The sequence below is a fragment of the Streptomyces luteolifulvus genome, from assembly GCF_008806595.1.
In the GTDB taxonomy this organism is placed as follows: domain Bacteria; phylum Actinomycetota; class Actinomycetes; order Streptomycetales; family Streptomycetaceae; genus Streptomyces; species Streptomyces luteolifulvus.
In genome coordinates this window covers 1-23,214 of record NZ_VZRB01000004.1, presented here as the reverse complement: position 1 = coordinate 23,214, position 23,214 = coordinate 1, and the positions used below count along the sequence as shown (strand labels likewise).

24 protein-coding genes and 1 pseudogene are annotated in these 23,214 nt (G+C 71.7%); 13 read left to right on the top strand and 12 right to left on the bottom strand.

The window, feature by feature from the left end; translation table 11 throughout:
* Nucleotides 1-60 precede the first annotated feature (60 nt).
* Nucleotides 61-675, bottom strand: a complete 615-nt coding sequence (locus F7R91_RS07085) for an RDD family protein (protein WP_225320555.1) — start codon at nt 673-675, stop codon at nt 61-63.
* 41 nt (nt 676-716) lie between these two features.
* Nucleotides 717-1,502, bottom strand: a complete 786-nt coding sequence (locus F7R91_RS07080) for an adenosylcobinamide-GDP ribazoletransferase (RefSeq protein WP_150945667.1) — start codon at nt 1,500-1,502, stop codon at nt 717-719.
* 81 nt (nt 1,503-1,583) lie between these two features.
* Here F7R91_RS07080 and F7R91_RS07075 point away from each other — a divergent pair, with 81 nt between their 5' ends.
* The gene (locus F7R91_RS07075) at nt 1,584-2,345 is read left to right on the top strand and encodes a hypothetical protein (protein ID WP_150945665.1); all 762 of its coding nucleotides are present in this window, start codon (nt 1,584-1,586) and stop codon (nt 2,343-2,345) included.
* A gap of 368 nt (nt 2,346-2,713) precedes the next feature.
* Here F7R91_RS07075 and F7R91_RS41890 read toward each other — a convergent pair whose 3' ends face one another.
* From F7R91_RS41890 to cobT, 3 genes are all read right to left on the bottom strand, one after another.
* Entirely contained in the window at nt 2,714-3,382 is a 669-nt protein-coding gene (locus F7R91_RS41890) for a hypothetical protein (RefSeq protein WP_191971388.1), read from the bottom strand.
* Nucleotides 3,379-3,570, bottom strand: coding sequence for a hypothetical protein (locus tag F7R91_RS07065; protein ID WP_150945663.1), 192 nt, complete (start codon nt 3,568-3,570; stop codon nt 3,379-3,381). Before F7R91_RS07065 ends, F7R91_RS41890 begins: the two co-directional genes overlap by 4 nt.
* Before the next feature lie 65 nt (nt 3,571-3,635).
* Nucleotides 3,636-4,721, bottom strand: coding sequence for a nicotinate-nucleotide--dimethylbenzimidazole phosphoribosyltransferase (gene cobT, locus F7R91_RS07060; RefSeq protein WP_150945662.1), 1,086 nt, complete (start codon nt 4,719-4,721; stop codon nt 3,636-3,638).
* A gap of 158 nt (nt 4,722-4,879) precedes the next feature.
* Between cobT and F7R91_RS07055 the strand changes: the two genes are divergently transcribed.
* The gene (locus F7R91_RS07055; RefSeq protein ID WP_150945660.1) at nt 4,880-5,704 is read left to right on the top strand and encodes a class I SAM-dependent methyltransferase; all 825 of its coding nucleotides are present in this window, start codon (nt 4,880-4,882) and stop codon (nt 5,702-5,704) included.
* Here the strand turns inward: F7R91_RS07055 and F7R91_RS07050 are convergent.
* The gene (locus F7R91_RS07050) at nt 5,693-6,895 is read right to left on the bottom strand and encodes a bifunctional adenosylcobinamide kinase/adenosylcobinamide-phosphate guanylyltransferase (RefSeq protein WP_150945656.1); all 1,203 of its coding nucleotides are present in this window, start codon (nt 6,893-6,895) and stop codon (nt 5,693-5,695) included. The genes F7R91_RS07055 and F7R91_RS07050 overlap by 12 nt on opposite strands.
* A gap of 165 nt (nt 6,896-7,060) precedes the next feature.
* Here F7R91_RS07050 and F7R91_RS07045 point away from each other — a divergent pair, with 165 nt between their 5' ends.
* Nucleotides 7,061-7,276, top strand: a complete 216-nt coding sequence (locus tag F7R91_RS07045; protein ID WP_150945654.1) for a hypothetical protein — start codon at nt 7,061-7,063, stop codon at nt 7,274-7,276.
* 34 nt (nt 7,277-7,310) lie between these two features.
* Here F7R91_RS07045 and F7R91_RS07040 read toward each other — a convergent pair whose 3' ends face one another.
* Together F7R91_RS07040 and F7R91_RS07035 are read right to left on the bottom strand one after the other, a co-directional pair.
* On the bottom strand, nt 7,311-8,012 hold the full coding sequence (locus F7R91_RS07040) for a class I SAM-dependent methyltransferase (protein WP_150945652.1): 702 nt from the start codon (nt 8,010-8,012) through the stop codon (nt 7,311-7,313).
* A gap of 83 nt (nt 8,013-8,095) precedes the next feature.
* A complete protein-coding gene (locus tag F7R91_RS07035; protein WP_150945650.1) occupies nt 8,096-8,767 on the bottom strand; it encodes a DUF3043 domain-containing protein in 672 nt (223 codons plus the stop codon).
* A gap of 227 nt (nt 8,768-8,994) precedes the next feature.
* Between F7R91_RS07035 and F7R91_RS07030 the strand changes: the two genes are divergently transcribed.
* The 6 genes and pseudogenes from F7R91_RS07030 (at nt 8,995) to F7R91_RS07005 (ending at nt 14,970) form a co-directional block, all read left to right on the top strand.
* Nucleotides 8,995-9,771: a PspA/IM30 family protein gene (locus F7R91_RS07030; RefSeq protein ID WP_150946214.1), complete on the top strand. Its 777-nt coding sequence runs from the start codon at nt 8,995-8,997 to the stop codon at nt 9,769-9,771.
* 32 nt (nt 9,772-9,803) lie between these two features.
* Complete coding sequence (gene pspAA / locus F7R91_RS07025; protein WP_150945648.1) at nt 9,804-10,082, top strand: PspA-associated protein PspAA; 279 nt, start codon at nt 9,804-9,806, stop codon at nt 10,080-10,082.
* Nucleotides 10,083-10,175: 93 nt separating this feature from the next.
* On the top strand, nt 10,176-11,408 hold the full coding sequence (locus tag F7R91_RS07020; protein WP_150945646.1) for a sensor histidine kinase: 1,233 nt from the start codon (nt 10,176-10,178) through the stop codon (nt 11,406-11,408).
* Nucleotides 11,405-12,088 (top strand): response regulator, encoded by a 684-nt coding sequence (locus F7R91_RS07015; RefSeq protein ID WP_150945645.1) that lies wholly within the window; start codon nt 11,405-11,407, stop codon nt 12,086-12,088. Before F7R91_RS07020 ends, F7R91_RS07015 begins: the two co-directional genes overlap by 4 nt.
* A gap of 77 nt (nt 12,089-12,165) precedes the next feature.
* Nucleotides 12,166-12,627, top strand: a pseudogene (locus tag F7R91_RS07010) (efflux RND transporter permease subunit); the annotation flags it as partial.
* Nucleotides 12,628-12,741: 114 nt separating this feature from the next.
* Entirely contained in the window at nt 12,742-14,970 is a 2,229-nt protein-coding gene (locus F7R91_RS07005) for a protein kinase domain-containing protein (protein ID WP_150945643.1), read from the top strand.
* An 18-nt stretch (nt 14,971-14,988) separates the two neighbouring features.
* Here the strand turns inward: F7R91_RS07005 and nadA are convergent, their stop codons facing one another.
* The gene (gene nadA / locus F7R91_RS07000) at nt 14,989-16,185 is read right to left on the bottom strand and encodes a quinolinate synthase NadA (RefSeq protein ID WP_150945641.1); all 1,197 of its coding nucleotides are present in this window, start codon (nt 16,183-16,185) and stop codon (nt 14,989-14,991) included.
* A 265-nt stretch (nt 16,186-16,450) separates the two neighbouring features.
* On the opposite strand from nadA, the gene F7R91_RS06995 reads away from it, so the two are divergent.
* Nucleotides 16,451-16,807 (top strand): HesB/IscA family protein, encoded by a 357-nt coding sequence (locus F7R91_RS06995; protein ID WP_030794551.1) that lies wholly within the window; start codon nt 16,451-16,453, stop codon nt 16,805-16,807.
* A gap of 111 nt (nt 16,808-16,918) precedes the next feature.
* Here the strand turns inward: F7R91_RS06995 and F7R91_RS06990 are convergent, their stop codons facing one another.
* Together F7R91_RS06990 and F7R91_RS06985 are read right to left on the bottom strand one after the other, a co-directional pair.
* Nucleotides 16,919-18,733, bottom strand: coding sequence for a hypothetical protein (locus tag F7R91_RS06990; protein WP_191971387.1), 1,815 nt, complete (start codon nt 18,731-18,733; stop codon nt 16,919-16,921).
* 169 nt (nt 18,734-18,902) lie between these two features.
* Entirely contained in the window at nt 18,903-19,112 is a 210-nt protein-coding gene (locus tag F7R91_RS06985; protein WP_150945638.1) for a hypothetical protein, read from the bottom strand.
* A 139-nt stretch (nt 19,113-19,251) separates the two neighbouring features.
* Here F7R91_RS06985 and F7R91_RS06980 point away from each other — a divergent pair, with 139 nt between their 5' ends.
* Entirely contained in the window at nt 19,252-20,226 is a 975-nt protein-coding gene (locus F7R91_RS06980) for a carbohydrate kinase family protein (protein WP_150945636.1), read from the top strand.
* Nucleotides 20,227-20,238: 12 nt separating this feature from the next.
* On the opposite strand, the gene F7R91_RS06975 is transcribed toward F7R91_RS06980, so the two are convergent.
* On the bottom strand, nt 20,239-21,615 hold the full coding sequence (locus F7R91_RS06975) for a cysteine desulfurase/sulfurtransferase TusA family protein (protein WP_150945634.1): 1,377 nt from the start codon (nt 21,613-21,615) through the stop codon (nt 20,239-20,241).
* Between the two features lie 328 nt (nt 21,616-21,943).
* Here F7R91_RS06975 and ctaC point away from each other — a divergent pair, with 328 nt between their 5' ends.
* Together ctaC and F7R91_RS06965 are read left to right on the top strand one after the other, a co-directional pair.
* Entirely contained in the window at nt 21,944-22,909 is a 966-nt protein-coding gene (ctaC, locus tag F7R91_RS06970) for an aa3-type cytochrome oxidase subunit II (protein WP_150945633.1), read from the top strand.
* Nucleotides 22,906-23,214 (top strand): cbb3-type cytochrome c oxidase subunit I (locus F7R91_RS06965; protein ID WP_191971386.1); only part of this gene is annotated, 309 nt, incomplete at its 3' end. The genes ctaC and F7R91_RS06965, both read left to right, overlap by 4 nt.

The following is a 23,214-nucleotide window of genomic DNA, read 5'->3' as shown; positions in this document are numbered from 1 at the left end:
CACGCATCGCAGACGGCGGGCCCGACCCCGACGGCGAACTCGCCCGTCGGTCACGGGACTTCACCGCCGCGGTGTCCCTCCGGACGGGATCGACGCGCCGGGCGTGCCGAGCCCGATCCCGGTGACGGCGGTACCCGCGATCCGGTCGGCGAGGGACCGGCGGGCGGGGGCGAGGACGGGCAGTGCATTGACGAAGAAGACGGCCACCGCGACCGCCCACACCAGCACCGACAGCAGGAACTGCCCCTCGACCAGCAGCACACAGGCCACGGCGTAGATCACGACGTCCGCCGTGGTGGTGACGGCGGCCCGCAGCGCGGCTCGGCGTGGGCGGCTCGGCGTGACCTTCAGACCGAGGAGCCCCTTGCCGATGGTGCGGCCGGCGAGCGCCAGCGAACCCCATTGGTAGAGGAACGTCGCCACGACGAGCAGTCCGAAGGCCTGCTCGACGTACAGCACCGACTTGTTCCACAGCGACAGCCCGAGGTGCTGCGAGGCGTCGATGACATCACCGCGCGAGGTCAGCAGGTCGAAGCCGCTTCGGGTGGCGAGTTCGGGCACATCGGTGACGAGCCCGGATATCCGGTGGAAGGTGAGCACGGCGAGCGCGGAGGCGCCCGCGAGCACCAGCGCGAAGTCGATGAACCAGGCCATGGCACGGCGCAGCTTCGGCATACGTCCCCCCGACGACGATCACGTCTGTGCGGTCGCTCAGATTAGCGGCCCAGCGCCAGCACCACGAGCGCCGTCGTCGCCGCCGTCTCCTCAAGGCCCCCGAAGACGTCCCCCGTCACCCCGCCGAACCTGCGTATGCAGTGCCGCCGGAGGAGTTCGGCGGCAGCGGCAGCGACGACGACCGCGAGTGCGGTGCGGGTGATGTCGTACGGCCCGAAGAGCGCGCCCCCCGCCCCGGCGGCCAGGGTGACCGCGACGCCCACCGCCACCGCCCCGCCCACCGGGACGACTCCCGCCACGGCCGCCCCGAGGCCCTCGGGCCGGGCGGCCGGCACTCCGGTGCGGGCGGCCAGGGTGAGGGCGAGCCGGGCCGCGGTCGCCGAGACGACCGCCGCGAGCGCACCCCGGGCCCACGAGTCGTCGTACGCCCTGGTCAGCGCGGCGACCTGGGCGAGCAGCACGAAGACGAGGGTGATCACCCCGAACGGCCCGATGTCCGACTGCTTCATGATCCGCAGCGCGTCCTGCGCGGGCTTTCCGCTGCCGAGCCCGTCCGCAATGTCCGCGAGCCCGTCGAGATGGAGGCCACGGGTGAGGGCGGCCGGTACGGCGGCGGTGGCGACGGCGGCGAGCAGCGGTCCCGCACCCAGGAAGAGCAGGAGCACGCCGAGCGTCGCGGCGCACCCGCCGACCAGCAGCCCGGCCAGCGGGGCGCACAGCATGCCGCCGCGGGCCGCCTCCCGGTCCCAGCGGGTCACCCGGACGGGGAGCACGGTGAGGGTGCCGAAGATGAAGCGGAGGCCGTCCGGCCAGGGGGTTTTGGACACCGCCGCAGATTACCCGGCGGCCGCAAGGGCCCGGGGCGGCGGCGGATGGCGCCCGCGGGGGGCGTGGATAAAGTTGGCCATATGGGACATTGGCTGGAGCGGAACATCATCGAACCAGGCAAGCTGCCACTGCTCTGCGCGCTCACCGCCTTCGTCCTGACCTTTGTGATCACCCGGGTCATCACCCGCCTCATCCGGGCGGGCAGAGGCCCGTTCGGCAATGTGCAGGCGGGCGGGCTGCACATCCACCACGTGGTCCCCGGCGTCCTCCTCATCATCATCGGCGGCTTCGGCGCGGTCGCCAGCGCCCGGCACGGCGTCGGCGCGGCCTTGTCCGCGGTCATCTTCGGTGTCGGCGCGGGTCTCGTCCTGGACGAGTTCGCGCTGATCCTGCATCTCGACGACGTCTACTGGACGGAGGCGGGCCGGCAGAGCGTCGAGGTCGTGGTGGTCACGGCCGCGCTGGTGGGCCTGCTCCTCGCGGGCTTCTCGCCGTTCGGCGTCAACGACCTGTCCCAGGACGAACTGCAGGACCGCGGCACCGTGCTCTCGACGATCGCGGTCAACTTCTTCCTGGCCCTGCTCGCGCTGAGCAAGGGCAAGCCCCGCACCGCGCTCTTCGGCGCGATCATCCCGATCATCGCCCTGATCGGCGCGATCCGGCTGGCCCGCCCCGGCTCCCCCTGGGCGAGGCGCTTCTACCGCCGCCGCCCGCGCGCCCGCGCCAGATCAACCCTGCGCATCTACCACCACGACCGCCGCTGGACGACCCTCAGCCGCAAACTCCAGGACCTGATCGGCGGCAAACCGGACGAGCCGGTGGTACCGGCCATTCGACGGTGAGCCACTGATGACGCGCTCGCCGCTGTGCCGCTTCCCCACGGCGGCTGCGGGGCTCGGGTGTCCGCGACCTGGGCGGGCCGGTGGGGCGGGCAGCCGGTGCGTGCCGCTGGTGCGGTGTGGGGTGGTGCAGTCGCGTGATGATCCCGGCGTCGCCCGTGGTTCCGGCAATCCGATGGCGAGGCGCTCATGCGGCGCTGGGACTCGTGGGGGCGTAGGGGCTCGGGCGTCCGTGGCCCGGGTGGGGCGAGCCGCTTGCCGGGGTGGGCCGCTGGTGTGGTGTCGAGGGTGACGCGGTCGGACGGTGCCCGCTGCGGGCTGGGGGTTCCTGCCGTTCGCCGCGGTGTGCAGCCGAAGGCGACCAGCACCGACTAGCCCGGCGTTCCCGATGTCCGGCGGTGGCGCAGTGTCGAGAGCCCGCACAGCATGCCCACCCCCGCGATGGCCGCCAGGTGTTCCTTGCCGGCCAGGTTTTCCTTCAGGAGGACCTCGGTCACCATCGCCGTGATCACCGCGGCCGCCGTGACGTACGCGCCGTAGCGCCGGCCGAGGAACACCGCGAGGCCCACCACCGCGGCCGACGGGCCGGTGTCCACGACGGGGGCGTCCGAGGCGGGGAGGCCGAGCGGGCTGTCGGGGCCCAGCCAGATGCCCACACGCGCGTACATCGTCCCGGCGAGCGTGGCGGCGTACGCGACGGCGAGCGTCCGCCACCAGCCGAGGCAGATCTCCGCGATGCCGAACACCAGCAGGATCTGCGCGAGCGCACCCCACACCGGCAGGTCCAGCGCGGGCACGAACAGCGACAGGGGAGTACGCAGCAGCGCGAGCCACAGCGGGTCCTGCGCCCGTACGGCCCCGATGTCCTGCACGAACCCGTAACCCCACGACTGGTTCTGCACCACCTGCATGAGCGCCGTCAGGCACACCGCCCCGAGCGTCATCGGCACCGCCCGCCACCGCCGCTTCAGCAGCGGCCCGCGCACCGTGGCGTACAGCGGTCCCCATTCGGCGCGGGCCCAGCGGGCGAGGGTGTTCATCCACGGGTCTCCGGGTGCTCGGCGTCGGCGCGGTCCGGCGACCGCCACAGCCCCGGCACCGGTCCCTCGCCACGTTCGAAGACCGACCGGAACAGGGCGCAGTTGAGCGACACCCGAGTGATCTGGATCTCCGCGAACACACCGGAGGTGAAGACGGCGGCCCGCGGTGCGACTCGGACATCTCCCATGAAGGGTGATCATGCCGCCTTCTCCGCCGTGACAGCGATCGGCCGTACCGGCGACTACGCCTCCGCTACTCCTCCGCCGTCTCGTCCTCCGTCTTTTCCGCAGGCTCCGGCTTCTCGGGCAGCTCCGCCGCCAGCGCCGCAGCGGCCTGCACCAGCGGCAGTGCCAGCAGGGCCCCCGCCCCCTCCCCGACCGTCACCCCGTGGTCGAGCAGCGGCTCCAGCGCCATCCGGTCCAGTGCCTTGGCCTGCCCCGGCTCCCCGCTGTTCTGCCCGGCGAGCCACCAGTCCGGCGCCCGGAACGCGATCCGCTGCGCGACCAGCGCGCACGCGGCCACCACCACCCCGTCCAGGATCACCGGCAGCTTGCGCACCGCGCTCTGCAGCAGAAAGCCCGTGATGGCCGCGAAGTCCGCCCCGCCCACCGCCGCCAGCAGCTGCATCTGGTCCCCGAGCACGGGCCGGGCCCGGCGCAGCGAGTCCCGGATCGCCGCGCACTTGCGCATCCACGCCAGATCGTCGATCGCGAGCCCGCCCCGGCCGGTCACGACGGACGCGTCGGTCCCGCACAGCGCGGCGATCAGCACGCCCGCCACGGTGGTCCCGCCCACGCTCACATCGCCGAGCACCACCAGGTCCGTACCGGAGTCGGCCTCCTCGTCCGCCACCGCGACCCCGGCCCGGAACGCGGCCTCGGCCTCCTCGGCCGTCAGCGCATCCTCGATGTCGATCCGCCCGCTGCCGCGCCGCACCCGGTGCCGTACCACCTCCGCGGGCAGCGTCTCCGGGTCGCAGTCGAGCGCCATGTCGACGATCCGCACCGGCACGCGGAGGCGCCGGGCGAGCACCGACACGGGGCGGCCGCCCTCCAGCACCTCCCGCACCAACTCGCCCGCGCTGCCCGCGGGCCGCGCGGAGACGCCCAGTCCGGCGATCCCGTGGTCACCGGCGAAGAGCACGACCCGCGGCCGTTCGACCGGCCGCACCGGTACGGCCGACTGCGCCGTGGCCAGCCACTCACCCAGGTCGTCGAGGCGGCCCAGCGACCCGGGCGGCACGATCTGACGCTCACGGCGCGCCTCGGCGTCACGGCGTACCCCGCCGTCGGGGCGCTCGATCAGATCGGTGAAGTCGTCGAGATTAAGCGAGCTCATTCGCCGAACAGTACCGGCCCGGATCGAACAGCTCGTCGCCATATGGCCACCACGACTCCGACACGTCGTTGCACCCAAGATCGCGATCCCATACGTTCCTTTTTGCACTGGATTGTCGTACGGCCCTTTCGTACGCCCCACGCGCCCGGGAGCCGCTCATGTCCGCACCCCAAGAACCAACCGCCCTCTCCGCGCGCCCCGTTCACGAGCCGCGCCGCGACGACTGCCCCTGGTGCGGCTCCCGGGACCTGCGCCCGCGCCAGGCCGGCCCGTGTGCCGTCGACGAGTGCCGGGACTGCTCCCACCTGTTCCAGAACCCCCGGCTCACGGCCACCGGCCCGGCCCTCCGCCGCCGGGACACCGGCGACGGGCGGGGCACCTCGCGCCGCCATCGCCGTACCGCCCGCGCGATGCTGCCCTTCCCCGAGCCGGAGGCCTGGCTGGACGTGGGCACGGGGCACGCCCATTTCCCGCAGACGGCGAAGGAGTTCTTCCCGTACTCGTCCTTCGACGGCCTCGACCCGACCCCCCGTGTCGAACAGGCCCGCGCGGCGGGCCGCGTCGAGCGGGCGTACGTGGGCCGTCTGACGAACCCGCAGCTCACGGCGCACCTCCGCGCCCGCTACGACGTGGTCAGCATGGTCCATCACCTGCAGCGCGTCCCGGACCCGCGCGAGGAGCTCCGCGCCGCCCTGACCGCCCTCCGCTCCGGCGGCCACCTGCTGCTCGAACTCCTCGACCCCCACTGCGCGTTCGCCACCCTGCTGGGCGGGTGGTGGCTTCGGCGCACCCAGCCCGGTGAGCTGCACCTGATGCCGCCGGACAACCTCCGCACGGAGCTGGAGTCCCAGGGCTGCACGATCATCCCGGCCGGAACCGCGGACCGCGTCCCGCCCGCCGCAGCGCTCCAGCTGAGCCGCGCCCGCCTCCCGGACACGTACCGGATCATCGCCCGCAAAGGGGAACCGGCGTCATCCGCGTAGCACCATCGCCTGCCCGGCCACCACCAGCAGCACATGCTCGCACTCGCCCGCGAAGGCGGCGTTCAGCCGCCCCAGCTCGTCCCGGTACCGCCGCCCGGACGCCGTGGCCGGCACGATCCCCGACCCCACCTCGTTCGACACGGCCACCACGGTCCGCCGGGTCGCCCGCAGCGCCTCCGTCAACTCCCGCACCCGCTCGCGCAGGGCCCGCTCGCCGCCGCCCGCCCACTCCGCGTCGTCCCAGGCCCCCACCGAGTCCATCGCGTCCGTCAGCCACAGCGACAGACAGTCGATGAGCAACGGCGGCCCGTCCTCGGCCAGCAGCGGCACCAGATCGCAGGTCTCGGCGGTCTGCCACGACCCCGGCCGCCGCTCCCGGTGCACGGCGACCCGCGACGCCCACTCGCTGTCCCCGCCACGGGTGCCGCCGGTCGCGACGTACAGCACGTCCGGGAAGGCCTCCAGCCGCCGCTCGGCCTCCACCGACTTGCCCGACCGTGCCCCGCCCAGCACCAGCGTCCGGCGCGGCACATCCGGTACGTCCTCGTAGGCGCCCACCGCCAGGGTCGTCCCGTCCGGCACGGCCCGCGCCCCCGCCGCGGCCAGCCGCCGCCGCAACTCGGCCCCCGGCGGTACATCGTGGTCGAGGTGTACGGCAATGACGTCCGTCGTCGGCCCCACCGCCCCCGCCGCCCGCAGCCGGGCCAGCGCGTCCGGCCGCCCCACGACATCCGCGACGACCATGTCGTACGCCTCACCGGACCCTTCCTCCAGCCCGGCCGGAGCGCCTCCCGGCGGCAGATACAGCAGCCGCTGCCCATCCGGGCCGGTCACGGCGTACCCGGTGCCCGGCGCGTCCAGCGCCACCGCCCGCACCCGATGCCCCGTCAGCAGTGCCAACTCCCGCCCGTCCGGCACCCGCCCCGGCTGCGGCAGCCCCGCCGGCACCTCGACCGCCGGCCCGTCATGGGGATGCGACAGCAACACCTGCCGTACGCCCCCCAGCGAATGCCCCGCCCGAGCGGCCGCGAACGCCGCACCGGGCGTCAGATCCAGCAGCACCGCCCCGTCCACGAGCAGCGCGGTCGCAGCCCGCGCATCCACCCCGAGCGCGCCGGCACAGACAGCACAGGGACAGTCGGGTCGGGGGAGTCCAGCGGGGGCACCGGTACCGAGGAGAGTCAATTCCACGAAACGATTTTCCCCGGTCACCGGAGGACATGCGCGACCGAGGTGCCCCCAAGGGGAGCGGGGCAGTGACCCATGCGGCTCCACCGCGTGGGCGCGACCGGCCCAAGACGACCCGCAGATAAACGACTACCTTGATCCTCTACTGCTCAGACTCTGGAGGCGTACATGGCTGCATGGACGTGGCGATTCGAGAAGGCCGACGGCGCGGAGGTCCAGCCCGCGGTGGAGCCCGACGAGTTCACCACGCAGGGAGACGCCGAGTCCTGGATCGGGGAGCACTGGAAGGCCCTGCTCGAAGGCGGCGCCGACCAGGTGCGGCTGTTCGAGGACACGACCGAGATCTACGGCCCGATGAGCCTGCGCGTGGCCGAGGAAGCCTAGGAGGTCCGGGCGAGGGCCCCTGCCCTCGCCCGGCTCAGCCGCGCACCCCGCACAGATGCAGCAGCGCCGCGACCCCGCGGTACGGATCCGTCCGCCCGGCGCGTTCCTCGACGGTCAGCAGCGCCTCCACGTCGTCCGGCACCTGCGCGCCGTCTGCCGCGGTGTCCGTGAACACCCGCACCCCGTACCACGCCTGCAACGGCGCCCCGATCCCCGCGAGCGTCCGCGTCAGCGTGCCCAGCCGGTCGGCTCGTACATCGAGCCCGAGCCGGTTCCGGTACGCGGTGGTGTCGAAGGCGCCCAGCGCCCCGGCCCAGTCCCCGGCCAGGCCCGGCCGCATGGCCAGCGCGTCACCGTTGCGCACGAGCAGCGACAGCAGGCCCCCCGGGGCGAGCATCCGCGCCAGCCCCGCGAGCAGCGGGTCGGGCTCCTCGACGTACATGAGCACGCCGTGGCACAGCACCACGTCGAAGCTGCCCGGCAGGAAGTGCACACCGGTGTCCCGGCCGTCGCCCTCGATGATCCGCACCCGCTCCCGGATGCCCTCGGGCTCCGTGGACAGCGACTCACGGGCCGCGGCGACCATCCTCGCGTCCTGTTCGAGTCCGGTCACCTGATGCCCGATCCGGGCCAGACGCAGCGCCTGCGTGCCCTGGCCCATCCCCACGTCGAGCACCCGAAGCCGCTGCCCCACCGGGAAACGCCCGGCCATCTGCTCGTCGAGCTGCCGGGCCACCAGCTCCTGTCGTACGACATCACGCAGTCCGCCGAGCTTGCTCAGCCAGGCTTGTGCCGCGCCCCCGGAGAAAGATGTCGCGCTCAGGGCCGCTCTCCGCGCTTGACCTGCGGCTTCGGCAGCCGGAGGCGACGCATCTGGAGGGAGCGCATCAGGGCGTAGGCGACGGCGCCTCGCCTGTTCTGGTCCGGGAAGCGCTCGGTGAGCCGCTTCCTGAGACGGAAGCCCGTGAGGATCGAGTCGAGCACGATCAGCACGATCACGACCAGCCACAGCAGCAGCGCGATGCTCTGCAGCGAGGCCACCCGCACCATGCTCAGCACGAGGATGACCACGGCCATCGGCAGGAAGAACTCCGCGATGTTGAAGCGGGAGTCGATGAAGTCGCGCGCGAACTTGCGGACCGGGCCCTTGTCGCGCGCGGGCAGATACCGCTCGTCGCCGCCGGCCAGTGCCTGGCGCTGCTTCTCCATGTGTGCGCGGCGCTCGTCGCGCTGGCGCTTGGCGGCCTCCTTGCGCGTCGTCGGCGAGTTGGCGACGCTGCGACGCTGGGACTGGGCCTCACTGCGCTTGGGCGTGGGGCGTCCCTTGGGGGCCTGCGGGTGACGGGTCTGAGTGGAGTCGGTCACCGCCGCCTTGTCGGCGGGGGCCTTCTCTTCCTTGGCGCGGCTACGGAACACAAAACCCAAGGGTACGGGGTGCGACGGCATGGACCCCAGCCCGGTGGGGAACGATCCGGCAACACCAGTCGTCATGTAAAGGACAGAGGGGGCGTCCCGGTGACCGGTTCGCTCACCCTGAGGGTCACCTACTCCTCACGCCGGAGCAAGGTGTCGGCCAGTCGTCCTCGGGGAGGAGCGCATCCGTCCCGGAACAGTGCGTCAATGGAGGCAGGGCCCGTACTGTGGGTTCTGTCGCAGAGCTGGAGCTGGAGTCCGTCAGAAGGGGGCGCGCGAAGCCCATGAGCGGTGTCATGAAGCGTATGGGGATGATCTTCCGCGCGAAGGCGAACAAGGCCCTTGACCGGGCCGAGGACCCGCGCGAGACCCTCGATTACTCGTACCAGAAGCAGCTGGAGCTCCTGCAGAAGGTGCGCCGCGGCGTCGCCGACGTGGCGACCTCGCGCAAGCGCCTGGAACTCCAGCTCAACCAGCTGCAGTCGCAGTCGTCCAAGCTGGAGGACCAGGGCCGCAAGGCGCTCGCGCTCGGCCGGGAGGACCTGGCCCGCGAGGCGCTCTCCCGCCGTGCCGCCCTCCAGCAGCAGGTGACGGACCTCGAGACGCAGCACGCGACACTCCAGGGCGAGGAGGAGAAGCTCACCCTGGCGGCCCAGCGGCTCCAGGCCAAGGTCGACGCCTTCCGCACCAAGAAGGAGACGATCAAGGCCACCTACACCGCGGCCCAGGCGCAGACCCGGATCGGTGAGGCGTTCTCCGGCATCTCGGAGGAGATGGGCGACGTCGGCCTGGCCATCCAGCGTGCCGAGGACAAGACCGCCCAGCTCCAGGCCCGCGCCGGCGCGATCGACGAACTGCTCGCCTCCGGAGCCCTGGACGACCAGTCCGGCATGCACAAGGACGACATCCAGGCCGAGCTGGACCGGCTCTCCGGTGGTACGGATGTAGAGCTGGAACTGCAGCGGATGAAGGCCGAGCTGGCCGGGGGCTCGTCCGGCGGGCAGCAGGCCATCGAGGGCGGCTCGGGTCAGCCGCAGTCCCAGCAGCAGCCGCAGGACACTCCGCGCTTCGACAAGCAGTGACGAGCAGCAGGGCCCACGCCTAGGAGGGCGACATGATCGTACGGATCATGGGGGAGGGGCAGGTGAGGCTGGACGACGGCCACCTCGCCGAGCTGAACAAGCTGGACGACGAGCTCCTGACAGAGATGGAGAGCGGCGACGGCCCCGGCTTCCGCCGCACTCTCCAGGCCCTCCTGGCCAGGGTCCGTGACCTGGGCGAGCCCCTGCCCGACGACTCCCTGGAACCGTCGGACCTGATCCTCCCGTCCCCGGACGCAACCCTGGAGGAGGTCCAGGAACTGCTCAGCGACGACGGCTTGATCCCCGGGTGAGTCCGCCCGCCCGACCGTTACCGCCCGCCCGACAGGAAACGCACAGGTAGCCCCCGTTCCGCCCCCGTCACGCCTTCCGTACCTTTACTAGACGTGAGCCATCTCGACCGAGCCCGCCGCAGGCTGACCGCGCACCCCCTCGCCCTGGACGCCACCCTCGCAGCGGGCGTCCTCGCGGCGATGGTGGCGGGCTCGTTCGTGGACCCGCACGGGGAGGACGGCGTCAGCTGGGGCGGCGTCCACAGCCCCGCCCCGCTCAGCCTGCTGCTCATGACCCTCGGCGCCGTGGCCCTCGTCTTCCGCCGCCGCGCCCCGATGACGGTCCTCCTCCTCACCGGCACGGTCTCCGTCGTGGAGTGCGTCACCGGCGACCCCCGCGCCCCGGTCGCCATGTCCGCGGTCGTCGCCCTCTACACCGTCGCCGCCTCGACCGACCGCCCCACCACCTGGCGCGTCGGCCTCCTCACCATGACGGTCCTGACGGGCACGGCGATGCTCGCCGGCCCCCTGCCGTGGTACGCCCAGGAAAACCTCGGCATCTTCGCCTGGACCGGTATGGCGGCCGCCGCCGGAGACGCGGTCCGCAGCCGCCGCGCCTTTGTGCACGCCATCCGTGAGCGCGCCGAGCGGGCCGAACGCACCCGCGAGGAGGAGGCCCGCCGCCGGGTCGCCGAGGAACGTCTGCGTATCGCCCGCGATCTGCACGACGTGGTCGCCCACCACATCGCCCTGGTCAACGTCCAGGCCGGGGTGGCCGCCCATGTGATGGACAAGCGGCCCGACCAGGCCAAGGAGGCCCTCGCCCACGTACGGGAGGCCAGCCGCTCCGCGCTGAACGAGCTGCGCGCCACCGTCGGTCTGCTCCGCCAGTCCGGCGATCCCGAGGCGCCGACCGAACCCGCCCCCGGCCTCCACCGGCTCGACGAACTCGTCGGCACCTTCCGCAGCGCCGGTCTTCAGGTGGAGGTCGCCCGCGCGGACCAGGGCACCGCCCTGCCCGCCGCCGTCGGCCTGGCCGCCTACCGGGTCATCCAGGAAGCCCTCACCAACGTCCAGAAGCACGCCGGGGGCGAGGCGAAGGCGGAGGTCAGCGTCGTCCGCGTGGGACCGCACATCGAGGTCACGGTCCTCGACGACGGCTCCGGCGAGGACGAGGACCCGGTGAGCGGAGGCGGGCACGGACTGCTCGGCATGCGGGAGCGCGTGACCGCCCTGCGCGGCACCCTCACCACCGGCCCCCGGTACGGCGGCGGGTTCCGCGTCCATGCGATCCTGCCCGTCAAGACACGCACAGCCGCCACCGGAAGGCCGGGGGAGCCCGTATGACGATCCGTGTCCTGCTCGCCGACGACCAGGCGCTGCTGCGCAGCGCCTTTCGTGTGCTCGTCGACTCCGAGTCCGACATGGAGGTCGTGGGGGAGGCGTCGGACGGCGCCGAGGCGGTCCGGCTGGCCGGGGAGGCGCGGGCCGACGTCGTCCTGATGGACATCCGGATGCCCGGCACGGACGGCCTCGCCGCCACCCGGCTGATCAGCGCCGACCCCGCGCTCGCCCAGGTCCGCGTGGTCATCCTGACGACCTTCGAGGTCGACGACTATGTGGTGCAGTCGCTGCGCGCGGGCGCCTCCGGGTTCCTCGGCAAGGGCAGCGAACCCGAGGAACTGCTCACCGCGATCCGCGTCGCGGCCGGCGGCGAGGCCCTGCTGTCCCCCGCCGCGACCAAGGGACTGATCGCCCGCTTTCTCGCCCAGGGCGACGGGGCGGACGACGGCCACGATCCCGACCGTGCTGCCCGGCTCGACGCGCTGACCGTGCGGGAGCGCGAGGTGCTGGTGCAGGTCGCCGGCGGCCACTCCAACGACGAGATCGCCGAACGCCTGGAGGTCAGCCCCCTCACGGTGAAGACGCACGTCAACCGGTCCATGGCCAAACTGGGCGCCCGGGACCGGGCCCAGCTGGTGGTGATCGCGTACGAGTCGGGGCTGGTACGTCCAAGGGTGGACTGACCTCCGCCGGCCGTACTGCGCCCGGAGTATGCGCCGTACGAGGAACGGGACCTGGGGCCTACGGATCACCGCTCGCCGGCCTGCTGGTGGCGACCGGCACCCCGATGGGCGTCCCCGCGATGATCGGCATGCTGATGCTGATCGGCATCGTGGTCACGAACGCGATCGTGCTGATCGATCTGATCAACCAGTACCGCAGACAGGGTTACGGCGTCGTCGAGGCCGTGGTGGAGGGCGGCCGCCACCGGCTCCGCCCGATCCTGATGACGGCGCTGGCGACGATCTTCGCCCTGCTGCCGATGGCGCTGGGCGTCACCGGCGAGGGCGGCTTCATCGCCCAGCCGCTGGCGGTAGTGGTGATCGGCGGTCTGATCACGTCGACGCTGCTGACCCTGCTGCTGGTCCCGACGCTGTACACGATGCTGGAACTGCGCAAGGAGCGCCGCGCGAAGAAGCGGGCGGCGAAGCGGGAGAAGAAGAACGGGGCAGCGCCCCGGCCCGAGTCCGCCGCGGACGAGCCGGAGCCCGCGGCCGTCTGACAGACCGTGGATCACCGACGGCGGCCGGGTCCCGGACCACAACGGTCCGGGACCCCGGCCGCCGTTTCGTATCCTGTGGCCCTCGAACGATGCTGCGGGGGAAGGGGCTTGGCTGTGCCGCTGCACAGGGACGACCCGAAGTCCGTCGGCGGATACAGACTGGTCGACCGGCTCGGGGCCGGGGGCATGGGGGTCGTCTACTGGGGCAGATCGCGGTCCGGGCGGGACGTCGCCGTCAAGGTGGTGCACGCCCAGTACGCCGAGGACGCCGTCTTCCGCACCCGGTTCCGGCAGGAGATCGCGGCCGTCCGCAAGGTGAGCGGTGCCTTCACCGCACCGGTCGTGGACGCCGATCCGGAAGCGGCACGGCCCTGGATGGCCACGCAGTACGTGCCCGGGAGCTCGCTCGCCGAGCGGTTGCGCGAGCACGGCCCGCTGAGGGGCACCGCGCTGCGGCGGCTGGCGCTGGGGCTGGTGGAGGCGCTGCAGGACATCCACCGGGCCGAAGTCGTGCACCGGGATCTGAAGCCGGCCAACGTCCTGATGGCGGAGGACGGTCCGCGCGTCATCGACTTCGGCATCTCCCGCGCGGCGGAGAACCACACGCTGACCGAGACCGGGCAGATGATCGGGACTCCGCCGTTCATGTCCCCGGAGCAGTTCAGCGACGCCCGTTCGGTCGGTCCCGCCTCGGACGTCTTCTCGCTCGGGGCGCTGCTGGTGTTCGCCACGACGGGGCGGGGACCCTTCGACGCCGAGAGCCCCTATCTCACCGCCTACCGGGTGATCCACAACGAACCCGTGCTGGACGGGCTGGCCCTGCCGCTGCGCGCGGTCCTGGAGCGCTGTCTGGCCAAGAACCCCGCGGACCGGCCCGCACTCGACGAGCTGGCCCGGGAGTTCGGGGCGGTCCTGCCCGAGACGGCGCCGGGCGACCTGCCCACGGTGACGCTGCGCAGGGACGCCCTGCCGTCCACGGCGGACACCGGCCCCGGAGCCGCGCCCGGCCCGGCGGCCACCACCCCGCCCCGCCGCCCGAGCCGTATCCGTCCGCTGTGGGCCGCGACCGGCACTGTCGGCGCGCTGGCCCTCGGACTGACGGCCTATGCGCTGACCGGGCCGTGGCCGGCGGACGGCGGGGCGAAGCCGGACTCCCCGAGGTGGGCGGCGCTGCCCGAGAGCTGGAAGCCCTTTCAGACGACGGTGTTCGAGACGGCACCGCTCGGCGCCAGGGACCCCCTGTTCGCGGACGACGACAAGCCGTCGGGCGAGCCCGGCTGTCTGACGCACGAGGGCGCCGTCTACTGCGCGGGCGAAGGCATCCTTCCGGTCCGCCTGGACGGCCTGACCGGCAGGACCGTCTGGCGCGCCGGCCTCGTACCGTCCGCCACCGAGAGCGCGTCGTACTCCTCCTCGGTCCTCGGCGTCCGGGACGGCACGGTGATCGTGCGGCAGACCGTCTTCAGCGAAGACTCCCTGAATGACCCGGTCCGCCTCGTCGCCCTCGACGCCGGGACCGGCGCTCAGCGGTGGACCCGCAAGGCCGACGACGAGAACATCGAGCTCGCCCTGGCCGGCGACATGGTCCTGACCTCCGACACCGGCGGCCGGACGGTGACGGCCCGGGCGCCGCGCACCGGCGCCGCACGCTGGACCGCGCAGCTGCCGGCCGGCCACTACTGCACCTTCAAGGCGGGCGGCACCGGCCTGTACGCGCAGTGCTTCCAGAACGACGTGGAACAGCCCGGGAACTCCGTGATCCTGGAGCTGGACCGGACCGACGGCTCGGTGCGCCGCCTGAAGGGCCCGCCCAGGAGCGGGCTGCTCGGAGTCCTCGACGGCCGGCTGCTGGTGCTGGAGTGGGAGGACCGCGAGTCGCAGTCCGCCGAGGACGACACATACGGCCGGATCCTGCTGGTGGACCCGGGCACCGGCGCCCGCAGCACGGCGAAGCCGGCGCAGACCGTCGAGGGGAAGGCGACACTGGCGGACGGCACGCTCTGGTTCGTCACGTCCGGCGGCCGGGTGACGGCCGTGTCGCCGCGGACGGGCAAGCGGCTGTGGCAGGCCCGCACCAGCCTGGAGCAACCGGGTGAGGCCACCTACGACGCCCGGACCCGCACCCTGTATCTGGCCAGCGCCAGCGGCCGGGTGGCGGCGCTCGACAGCCGCACCGGCACGGTGCTGTGGGAGACGCTGCCGCACGCCGGGCGGGTGTCGTCCGCCGCGGTCGCCCAGCCCCGGGTACTCCTGCACCAGGGCGCGCTGATCGTCTCCACCCCGGACGGCACCCTCTTCAGCCTCGACCCCGCCCACCCCGAGCGGAAACCCGCCTCGGGGTGACGGCGGGGCCGGACCCGGTTACGGCAGGGCGAGCATCCGCTCCAGCGCCAGCTTCGCGAACGCCTCCGTCTCCTGGTCGACCTCGATGCGGTTGACGAGGTTCCCCTCGGCCAGGGACTCCAGCGCCCACACCAGGTGGGGGAGGTCGATGCGGTTCATCGTCGAGCAGAAGCACACCGTCCGGTCGAGGAACACGACCTGCTTGCCCTCGGGCGCGAAGCGGTTCGCCAGCCGGCGCACCAGGTTCAGCTCCGTGCCGATGGCCCACTTGGAGCCGGCGGGAGCGGCCTCCAGGGTCTTGATGATGTACTCGGTCGATCCGACGTAGTCGGCCGCCGCCACGACCTCGTTCCTGCACTCGGGGTGGACGAGGACGTTCACGCCCGGGATCCGCTCGCGGACCTCGTCGACGGAGTCGAGGTTGAAGCGGCCGTGCACCGAGCAGTGGCCCCGCCACAGGATCATCTTCGCGTCGCGCAGCTGCTGCTGGGTCAGCCCGCCGTTCGGCTTGTGCGGGTTGTAGACGACGCAGTCCTCCAGCGTCATGCCCATGTCCCGCACCGCGGTGTTGCGGCCCAGGTGCTGGTCCGGGAGGAACAGGACCTTCGTCGTGGAGGGCTCCCCCTGCTGGAAGGCCCACTCCAGGGCCCGCTTGGCGTTCGACGACGTGCAGATGGTGCCGCCGTGCTTGCCCGTGAACGCCTTGATGTCGGCGGACGAGTTCATGTACGAGACGGGCACGACCTGCTCCGCTATCCCGGCCTCGGTCAGCACGTCCCAGCACTCGGCGACCTGCTCGGCGGTGGCCATGTCGGCCATGGAGCAGCCGGCGGCCAGGTCGGGCAGGACGACCTTCTGGTCGTCCGAGGTCAGGATGTCCGCGGACTCCGCCATGAAGTGCACACCGCAGAAGACGATGTACTCGGCCTCCGGCCGCGCCGCCGCGTCCCGGGCCAGCTTGAAGGAGTCCCCCGTGACGTCGGCGAACTGGATGACCTCGTCGCGCTGGTAGTGGTGGCCGAGCACGAACACCTTGCTGCCGAGCTTCTCCTTGGCCGCACGGGCGCGCTCGATCAGGTCCGGGTCGGAGGGCGAGGGCAGCTCACCGGGACACTCGACGCCCCGCTCGCTCCTCGGATCGGCCTCACGGCCGAGGAGCAGCAGGGCGAGGGGCGTCGGCTGTACGTCGAGCTCCTGGGTCTGGGCGGTGGTCACGACACGCACCCTTTCTACTTTTCGTCGAACTGACGCTATCTATCATAACCGCTTCACGTCAGTTTGACGATGGCCATTGCGTCGATGTGACATGAATCCCGATGCCGTACAGGCAGGCGTGGTACGGGGCTGCTGTCCGCTTCGCCGAGCGTGTGCGAGCATGAAGAAGAGGCGACAACAGAAGTGCCCGGCCCGGAATGAATCCGCGGTCCCGCCGGTTGCAACCGTCGGCAAGCAGTCTCCGTACAACCCGGGAGAGATGTAGATGTCCGTATCGGACGAGACCAGCACCGTCACCGACGGCATCATCCTGTCCGACGCCGCCGCGGCGAAGGTCAAGGCCCTGCTCGACCAGGAAGGCCGTGACGATCTGGCGCTGCGCGTCGCCGTTCAGCCCGGCGGCTGCTCCGGCCTGCGCTACCAGCTCTTCTTCGACGAGCGTTCCCTCGACGGCGACGTGGTCAAGGACTTCGACGGCGTCAAGGTCGTCACCGACCGTATGAGCGCCCCGTACCTGGGCGGCGCGTCGATCGACTTCGTGGACACCATCGAGAAGCAGGGCTTCACGATCGACAACCCGAACGCGACCGGCTCCTGCGCCTGCGGCGACTCCTTCAGCTGAGGCCTTCGGCTGAAAGTTTTCCGTCGGAAAGCTTTCAGCCGCAGTCGAATACCGCGAAGGCGGCGGCCCCCTCCGACCGGGCCGCCGCCTTCGGGTGTCCCGGAGTCCGACTCACCGGGCCCCGGACGTCTCCGGCAGCCGCGCCCCCGGCTTCTCCAGCGGGATCGCCTTGCCGTCCGAGCCCACGACCTCACGGTCGCCGAGCGGCGCGTCCAGCGTCACGGTCTGGTGGAACTCCTTGGCGATCATGATGCAGATCTTCTCCGGATCGGACGTCTCGGTCACCGTGACCGTCACCTCGTCCGCGGTCTCGCTCGCCGATGCCTCGTACTTGGCGCACACCCCGCCCGTGAAGGCCACGGTCAGCTCCCTGCCCTCGGCCGTGTAGCCGTCCACGTGCACCTCACGGGTGTTCACCGACGAGGTCGGCTCGTCGCCCGGTCCGGTCGGCCGCGGGCTGGGCGCGTCGGTCGGCTCCCCGGCCGGCATCTGGTGGACCAGGTACTCCGGGTCGACCGCGGGATGCGTCACCGTGAAGCTGTTCTGCGCGCCGGACGCCTTCACCGTGAACAGCCAGGACGGCACCAGCGCCGGCCGCCCGTCCACGACATGCATCGCCAGCCCGAACACCGCGTCGTCGACCGTGATCGTCTCCTGCTGCGGCGTGGGCGTCGATGCGGACGTCGACTCCCCGCAGGGCGCCTCCGGCCGGTCCTTCAGGGGTACGGGGCTGGCGCAGCCGCCGATGCCCGTACGGGGGTCGGCCGGTGGCGCGGTGTTCATCAGCTCCAGCGTCTTCTGCGCGCTCACCACCGGATACGTGTCGCTCTCCGCCGGCGCCTTCACCTGGCCGCTGCCGCCGACCACCTCGCCGTCTGCGCTCACGGTCAGTCCGGTCGTCCAGCCGTACGTGGGCAGTCCGCCGATCACCGGGTCGGCGTTCACCACCCGCTGGGCGCCCATGACCTGGCTCGCGTCCACCTTCGCGGTGTCCTGGCCCACCGCCTTGAGAACCGGCGCGGCCGCCTTCTTCGCGGTCTCCTCGCTCACCGTGTCGCCGGCCGGGTTCGCGGGATCACTGGCGCAGACGAGGGTGCTCTTGCAGTTGTCGGTACCCGGTGCGTAGCGGTGGAAGGTCCAGGCGCCGGGCGCCTGCTTGTTCACCTGCAGGCTCGGCCCCGCACCGTCCTTCGCCGGTCCGACCTGCCAGGCCTGCCCGCGCACCACCGGGGTCCCGTCGATGCCGAGGGCCTTCGCCAGGCGCGCCACCTCGTCCTGCGTGACCTCGCCCTCCGCCCGGTACACGGGCGCCGAGTCGGGGCCGTCCGGGAGGGGGCCGTCGGCGCGATAGGTGACGCCGTACGGGTCGGGCTCACCGGTCGCGATGCCGTTGCCGCCCTCGGACACGCCGTCGAGGACGAGTGGCGGGGGAGTGCCGTCGCCGCCGGGGGCCGAGGAGCCCGTACGGCTGTCCGAGCCGCCGGAACCGTCGGAGGCGGTGGTGGTGGCGAAGTACGCCCCACCACCCCCCACGAGCAGCACGGCAGCGGCGACGGAGGCGACGACGAGGGGGGAGCGGCGGCCGGCCCTTTCGGGTGAATCACCGCCGGCCCCGGCGGTCACGTCAGGCGCGGGAGGCTCGCCATCGCCATCGCCATCGCCATCGCCACCGTCGGCGCCCGGTGCCGCCGCCGGCCCGGCGGCAGCACCGGGGTCGGGCGCGGCGGCAGCACCGGGGCCGGGCGCGGCCTCGGGCTCTGGAACAGCTTCCGACTCCGCGGCAGCCTCCGGCTCCGGGGACTCCTTCTCCGCGCCCTTTTCCCCGGCCGTACCCCCGGTCTCCTCGGTGTTCCGCGCGTTACCGGCGGTCTCGGCGGCGTCGGCCTCGTGGGCCGCGTCGTCGTTGTCGGGTCGCTCGGTGTTCACCGCATCGCTCCTTCGGCTGCGCACTGTCCCAGTGATTCTGACCCGGCCCTGCCAAAACGGCCTGCTGGTGGGTCGTATCGCGCGTCCCCTTTACGGGGGACAGCGATGGGACGCAGCGGGGGAGCGCACGGTTCCCTGAAAGGCGCCTTTCCCCGAAAAACGCGCTGCCTCAGTCTCCGTAGTCCGACATCGCGTCGAGCAGCCGGGCGGACTTCTGCGGCACGGTCACACCGTGGATGAGTGACGGGGAGACCGGACGGGGGGTGATCCGGTCGGGCGCCGCCCAGTGTGGGGCCATCCGGGCGCAGTCGCCGATCAGCGACGCCAGGCCGCCTTCCAGGTCGGCCGGCGCGGGGGCATGGACCTCGAGGTTCGTCATACCGGAACCGTATGCACGTCGGAGCCCGTTGAGAAAGCTCTACTATCGGGTAGTTTGGCTGCTTCGGCTCCTCGCAGAGGCCCACCCCGACCCGGTAGCGTGAACTGTCAACCCGTCTCCCCACAGGAGAGTCCACGCCGTGCGCATCGCAGTCACCGGCTCCATCGCCACCGACCATCTCATGACGTTCCCCGGCCGTTTCGCCGACCAGCTCGTCGCGGACCAACTGCACACGGTCTCGCTCTCCTTCCTGGTCGACAACCTCGACGTCCGCCGCGGCGGCGTCGGCGCGAACATCGCCTTCGGCATGGGTCAGCTCGGTACACAGCCGATCCTCGTCGGCGCCGCGGGCTTCGACTTCGACGACTACCGGGCCTGGCTGGACCGGCACGGCGTCGACACCGAGTCCGTCCGTATCTCCGAGACGCTGCACACCGCCCGCTTCGTCTGCACCACCGATGCCGACCACAACCAGATCGGCTCGTTCTACACCGGTGCGATGAGCGAGGCCCGCCTGATCGAGCTGAAGACCGTCGCCGACCGTGTCGACGGCCTCGACCTGGTGCTGATCGGCGCCGACGACCCGGAAGCGATGCTCCGGCACACCGAGGAGTGCCGGACCCGGGGCATCCCGTTCGCCTCGGACTTCTCCCAGCAGATCGCCCGGATGAACGGCGACGAGATCCGGATACTGCTGGAGGGCGCGACGTACCTCTTCTCCAACGAGTACGAGAAGGGCCTCATCGAGTCGAAGACCGGCTGGACGGAGGAGGAGATCCTCGCCAAGGTCGGTACACGGGTCACCACCCTCGGCTCGCGCGGAGTGCGCATCGAGAGCCTCGGCGAGGTCCCGATCGAGGTCGGCTGCCCCGAGGAGGAGCGCAAGGCCGACCCCACCGGTGTCGGCGACGCCTTCCGCGCCGGCTTCCTGTCCGGCCTGGCCTGGGGTGTCCCCCCGGAGCGTGCCGCCCAGGTCGGCTGCATGCTCGCCACGCTGGTCATCGAGACGGTCGGCACCCAGGAGTACCAGCTGCGCCGCGCCCACTTCATGGACCGCTTCACCAAGGCATACGGCCACGACGCGGCCGCCGAGGTCCGCAAGCACCTCGGCTGAGGCGGAGAGTACCTAGGCGATCCGGCGGACCACATAAGCGCAACCGTGGTCCGCCGGTTCCTCGCCCAGGTACTCCTGGCCCCGCATCTCGCACCACGCGGGAATGTCCAGGCGTGCCGCCTCGTCGTCCGACAGGACACGCACCGTGCCGCCCACCGGCACATCGCCGATGACCTTCGCCAGCTCGATCACCGGGATCGGGCAGCGCTTGCCGCGGGCGTCGACGACGAGGACGTCCCTGCTCACCACCGTCTCGGGAACCGGCGCCCCCAGCTTCTCGCGCACCGCCGCGACCGCCCCGGGAAGCACGCCCAGGAACCGTTCGACGTCCTCCTCCGGCGCCCCGAGCGGCAGCGACACCCTGACGTTCCCCTCGCTCAGCACCCCCATCGCCTTCAGGACATGGCTGGGCGTCAGTGTGCTGCTCGTACAGGACGATCCGGACGAGACGGAGAAACCGGCTCGGTCCAGCTCGTGCAGCAAAGTCTCTCCGTCGACATAGAGACAGGAGAACGTGACGATCCCCGGCAGCCGGCGCTCCGGATCGCCGACCACCTCCACGTCCGGCACCAGCTGCGGCACCCGCGCCCGGATCCGCTCCGTCAGCTCCCGCAGCCGTACCGTCTCCTCGGCCGCCTCCGCGCGCACCGCGCGCAGCGAGGCCGCCGCGGCCACGACGGCCGGGATGTTCTCGAATCCGGGGGCCCGCCCCGACTCCCGCTCGTCCACCGGCCCTTGAGCCGCGAACCGGACCCCCTTGCGCACCACGAGCAGCCCGACGCCCGACGGTCCGCCCCATTTGTGCGCACTCGCCGTCAGCAGTGACCAGTCGCCCTCGACCCGTCCCCAGCCCAGCGACTGCGCCGCGTCCACCAGCAGCGGCACCCCTGCCTCCCGGCACACCCCGGCCACGGCGGCCACCGGCTGCCGAGTGCCCACCTCGTGGTTGGCCGACTGAAGACAGGCCAGCGCGGTCTCGGGCCGCAGGGCTTCCCCGTACGCCTCCGCGGTCACCGCACCCGCCCGGTCCACGGCGACCTGGGTGACCGTCCCGCCGTCCGCCTCGAACACCTCCGCCGAATGGAGCACAGAGGAGTGTTCGACCGCTGACACGATCAGGTGGCGTCCGGCCCGGCGCCGCCCCGCCAGCGCCCCCGCGATCCCGGAGTGCACCGCCCGCGTACCGGAGGCCGTGAACACCAGCTCGTCCGCACGGCACCCCACCGCCTCGGCCGCCGCCTCCCGAGCCGCATCCAGCAACAACCGTGCCCGCCGCCCCTCTTTATAGAGACGTGCGGGATCGGCCCACCCCTCATCGAGGGAGGCCTGAAGAGCCTGCCGGGCGACGGGGTGGAGGGGTGCGGAGGAGGCGGCATCGAAGTAGGGCACACAGCAACGCTACGACTTGCGGCAAGGGCAACGGACCTCCAGGGGCGCGGGACTGTGTCGATGTGCGGCCGTGCCGCGTGGGCGCGACAAGCCCCCACGAACCCGCAGCCGCGACACAACAGACATCCCCGGGCTCCTGGGCGCCCCCAACCCCCCTTGGCGTGACCCCCGGCGAGTTGGGGACCCTCCCCGCGCGACCCCAAAATGCGTCCAGTAGGGTTTGGTCCGCATAAACATCAAACCCCTGCCCGACGCAGGGCGGCGACCGACCAGCGAGAAGGCAGGCCGCAGCCAATCCGCGCGGGCGAGACTCTCGGGAAGGCGCTACGTGAGTCCCAACGGCTCCGACCGCTCGCCGCGGCGCCCGATGCGGCGGAAGCTGCTGCAGGCAATGACTGCGGGCCTGGTCCTGGCGACAGCCACCGGTTGCTCGTACAACTGGGAAGACTTCCCTCGCCTTGGCATGCCCACCCCGACCACGGAAGAGGCTCCGCGGATCCTCTCCCTGTGGCAGGGATCCTGGGCGGCGGCGCTCGCCGTCGGCGTGCTGGTGTGGGGCCTGATCCTGTGGAGCGCCATGTTCCACCGGCGCAGCCGCACCAAGGTCGAAGTTCCCCCGCAGACCCGGTACAACATGCCGATCGAGGCGCTGTACACGGTGGTCCCCCTCATCATCGTCTCGGTGCTGTTCTACTTCACGGCGCGCGACGAAACGGAACTCCTGAGCCTCGACAAGAAGCCCGACGTCACCATCAACGTCGTGGGCTTCCAGTGGAGCTGGGGCTTCAATTACATCGAGAACGTCGAGGGCTCCACCGGCAACGCGAAGACCGACAAGAACCTGGACGCCATTCCGGACCGGTACAAGGACGCCTTCCCGGCGAACGCCGGCGGTGTCTACGACGTCGGCACGCCCGCCACCCGGAACCCGCAGACGGGCAACCCGGGTCCGACCCTCTGGCTCCCCGAGGGCAAGACGGTCCGCTTCGTCCTCACCTCGCGTGACGTCATCCACTCCTTCTGGGTGGTGCCGTTCCTGATGAAGCAGGACGTCATCCCGGGCCACACCAACGCCTTCCAGGTGACCCCCAACCGTCAGGGCACCTTCCTGGGCAAGTGCGCCGAGCTCTGCGGCGTCGACCACTCCCGGATGCTGTTCAACGTGAAGGTCGTCTCCCCCGAGCGTTACGAGCAGCACCTCAAGGACCTCGCCAAGAAGGGGCAGACCGGTTACATTCCCGCCGGCATCGCGCAGACGAGCCACGAGAAGAACCGGGAGACGAACAACCTGTGAGCATCCTCAACGAACCCCAGGGTGCCGCGGCAGCAGAGTCCCACTACACGGACGAACTGCCGGTCCGGCGCAAGCAGCCCGGCAACGTCGTGATCAAGTGGCTGACGACCACTGACCACAAGACGATCGGAACGCTGTATCTGGTCACGTCGTTCATCTTCTTCGTGATCGGCGGCGTGATGGCGCTGTTCATGCGCGCCGAGCTGGCCCGTCCGGGCCTGCAGATCATGTCGAACGAGCAGTTCAACCAGGCGTTCACGATGCACGGCACGATCATGCTGCTGATGTTCGCGACGCCGCTGTTC

Bases quoted from the DNA above. Each gene is read 5' to 3' on its own strand.
- F7R91_RS07085 (WP_225320555.1), bottom strand. From the start codon at position 675: ATGCCGAAGCTGCGCCGTGCCATGGCCTGGTTCATCGACTTCGCGCTG.
- F7R91_RS07075 (WP_150945665.1), top strand. From the start codon at position 1,584: ATGGGACATTGGCTGGAGCGGAACATCATCGAACCAGGCAAGCTGCCA.
- F7R91_RS41890 (WP_191971388.1), bottom strand. From the start codon at position 3,382: ATGAACACCCTCGCCCGCTGGGCCCGCGCCGAATGGGGACCGCTGTAC.
- F7R91_RS07065 (WP_150945663.1), bottom strand. From the start codon at position 3,570: ATGGGAGATGTCCGAGTCGCACCGCGGGCCGCCGTCTTCACCTCCGGT.
- cobT (WP_150945662.1), bottom strand. From the start codon at position 4,721: ATGAGCTCGCTTAATCTCGACGACTTCACCGATCTGATCGAGCGCCCC.
- F7R91_RS07055 (WP_150945660.1), top strand. From the start codon at position 4,880: ATGTCCGCACCCCAAGAACCAACCGCCCTCTCCGCGCGCCCCGTTCAC.
- F7R91_RS07045 (WP_150945654.1), top strand. From the start codon at position 7,061: ATGGCTGCATGGACGTGGCGATTCGAGAAGGCCGACGGCGCGGAGGTC.
- F7R91_RS07035 (WP_150945650.1), bottom strand. From the start codon at position 8,767: ATGACGACTGGTGTTGCCGGATCGTTCCCCACCGGGCTGGGGTCCATG.
- F7R91_RS07030 (WP_150946214.1), top strand. From the start codon at position 8,995: ATGGGGATGATCTTCCGCGCGAAGGCGAACAAGGCCCTTGACCGGGCC.
- pspAA (WP_150945648.1), top strand. From the start codon at position 9,804: ATGATCGTACGGATCATGGGGGAGGGGCAGGTGAGGCTGGACGACGGC.
- F7R91_RS07015 (WP_150945645.1), top strand. From the start codon at position 11,405: ATGACGATCCGTGTCCTGCTCGCCGACGACCAGGCGCTGCTGCGCAGC.
- F7R91_RS06995 (WP_030794551.1), top strand. From the start codon at position 16,451: ATGTCCGTATCGGACGAGACCAGCACCGTCACCGACGGCATCATCCTG.
- F7R91_RS06985 (WP_150945638.1), bottom strand. From the start codon at position 19,112: ATGACGAACCTCGAGGTCCATGCCCCCGCGCCGGCCGACCTGGAAGGC.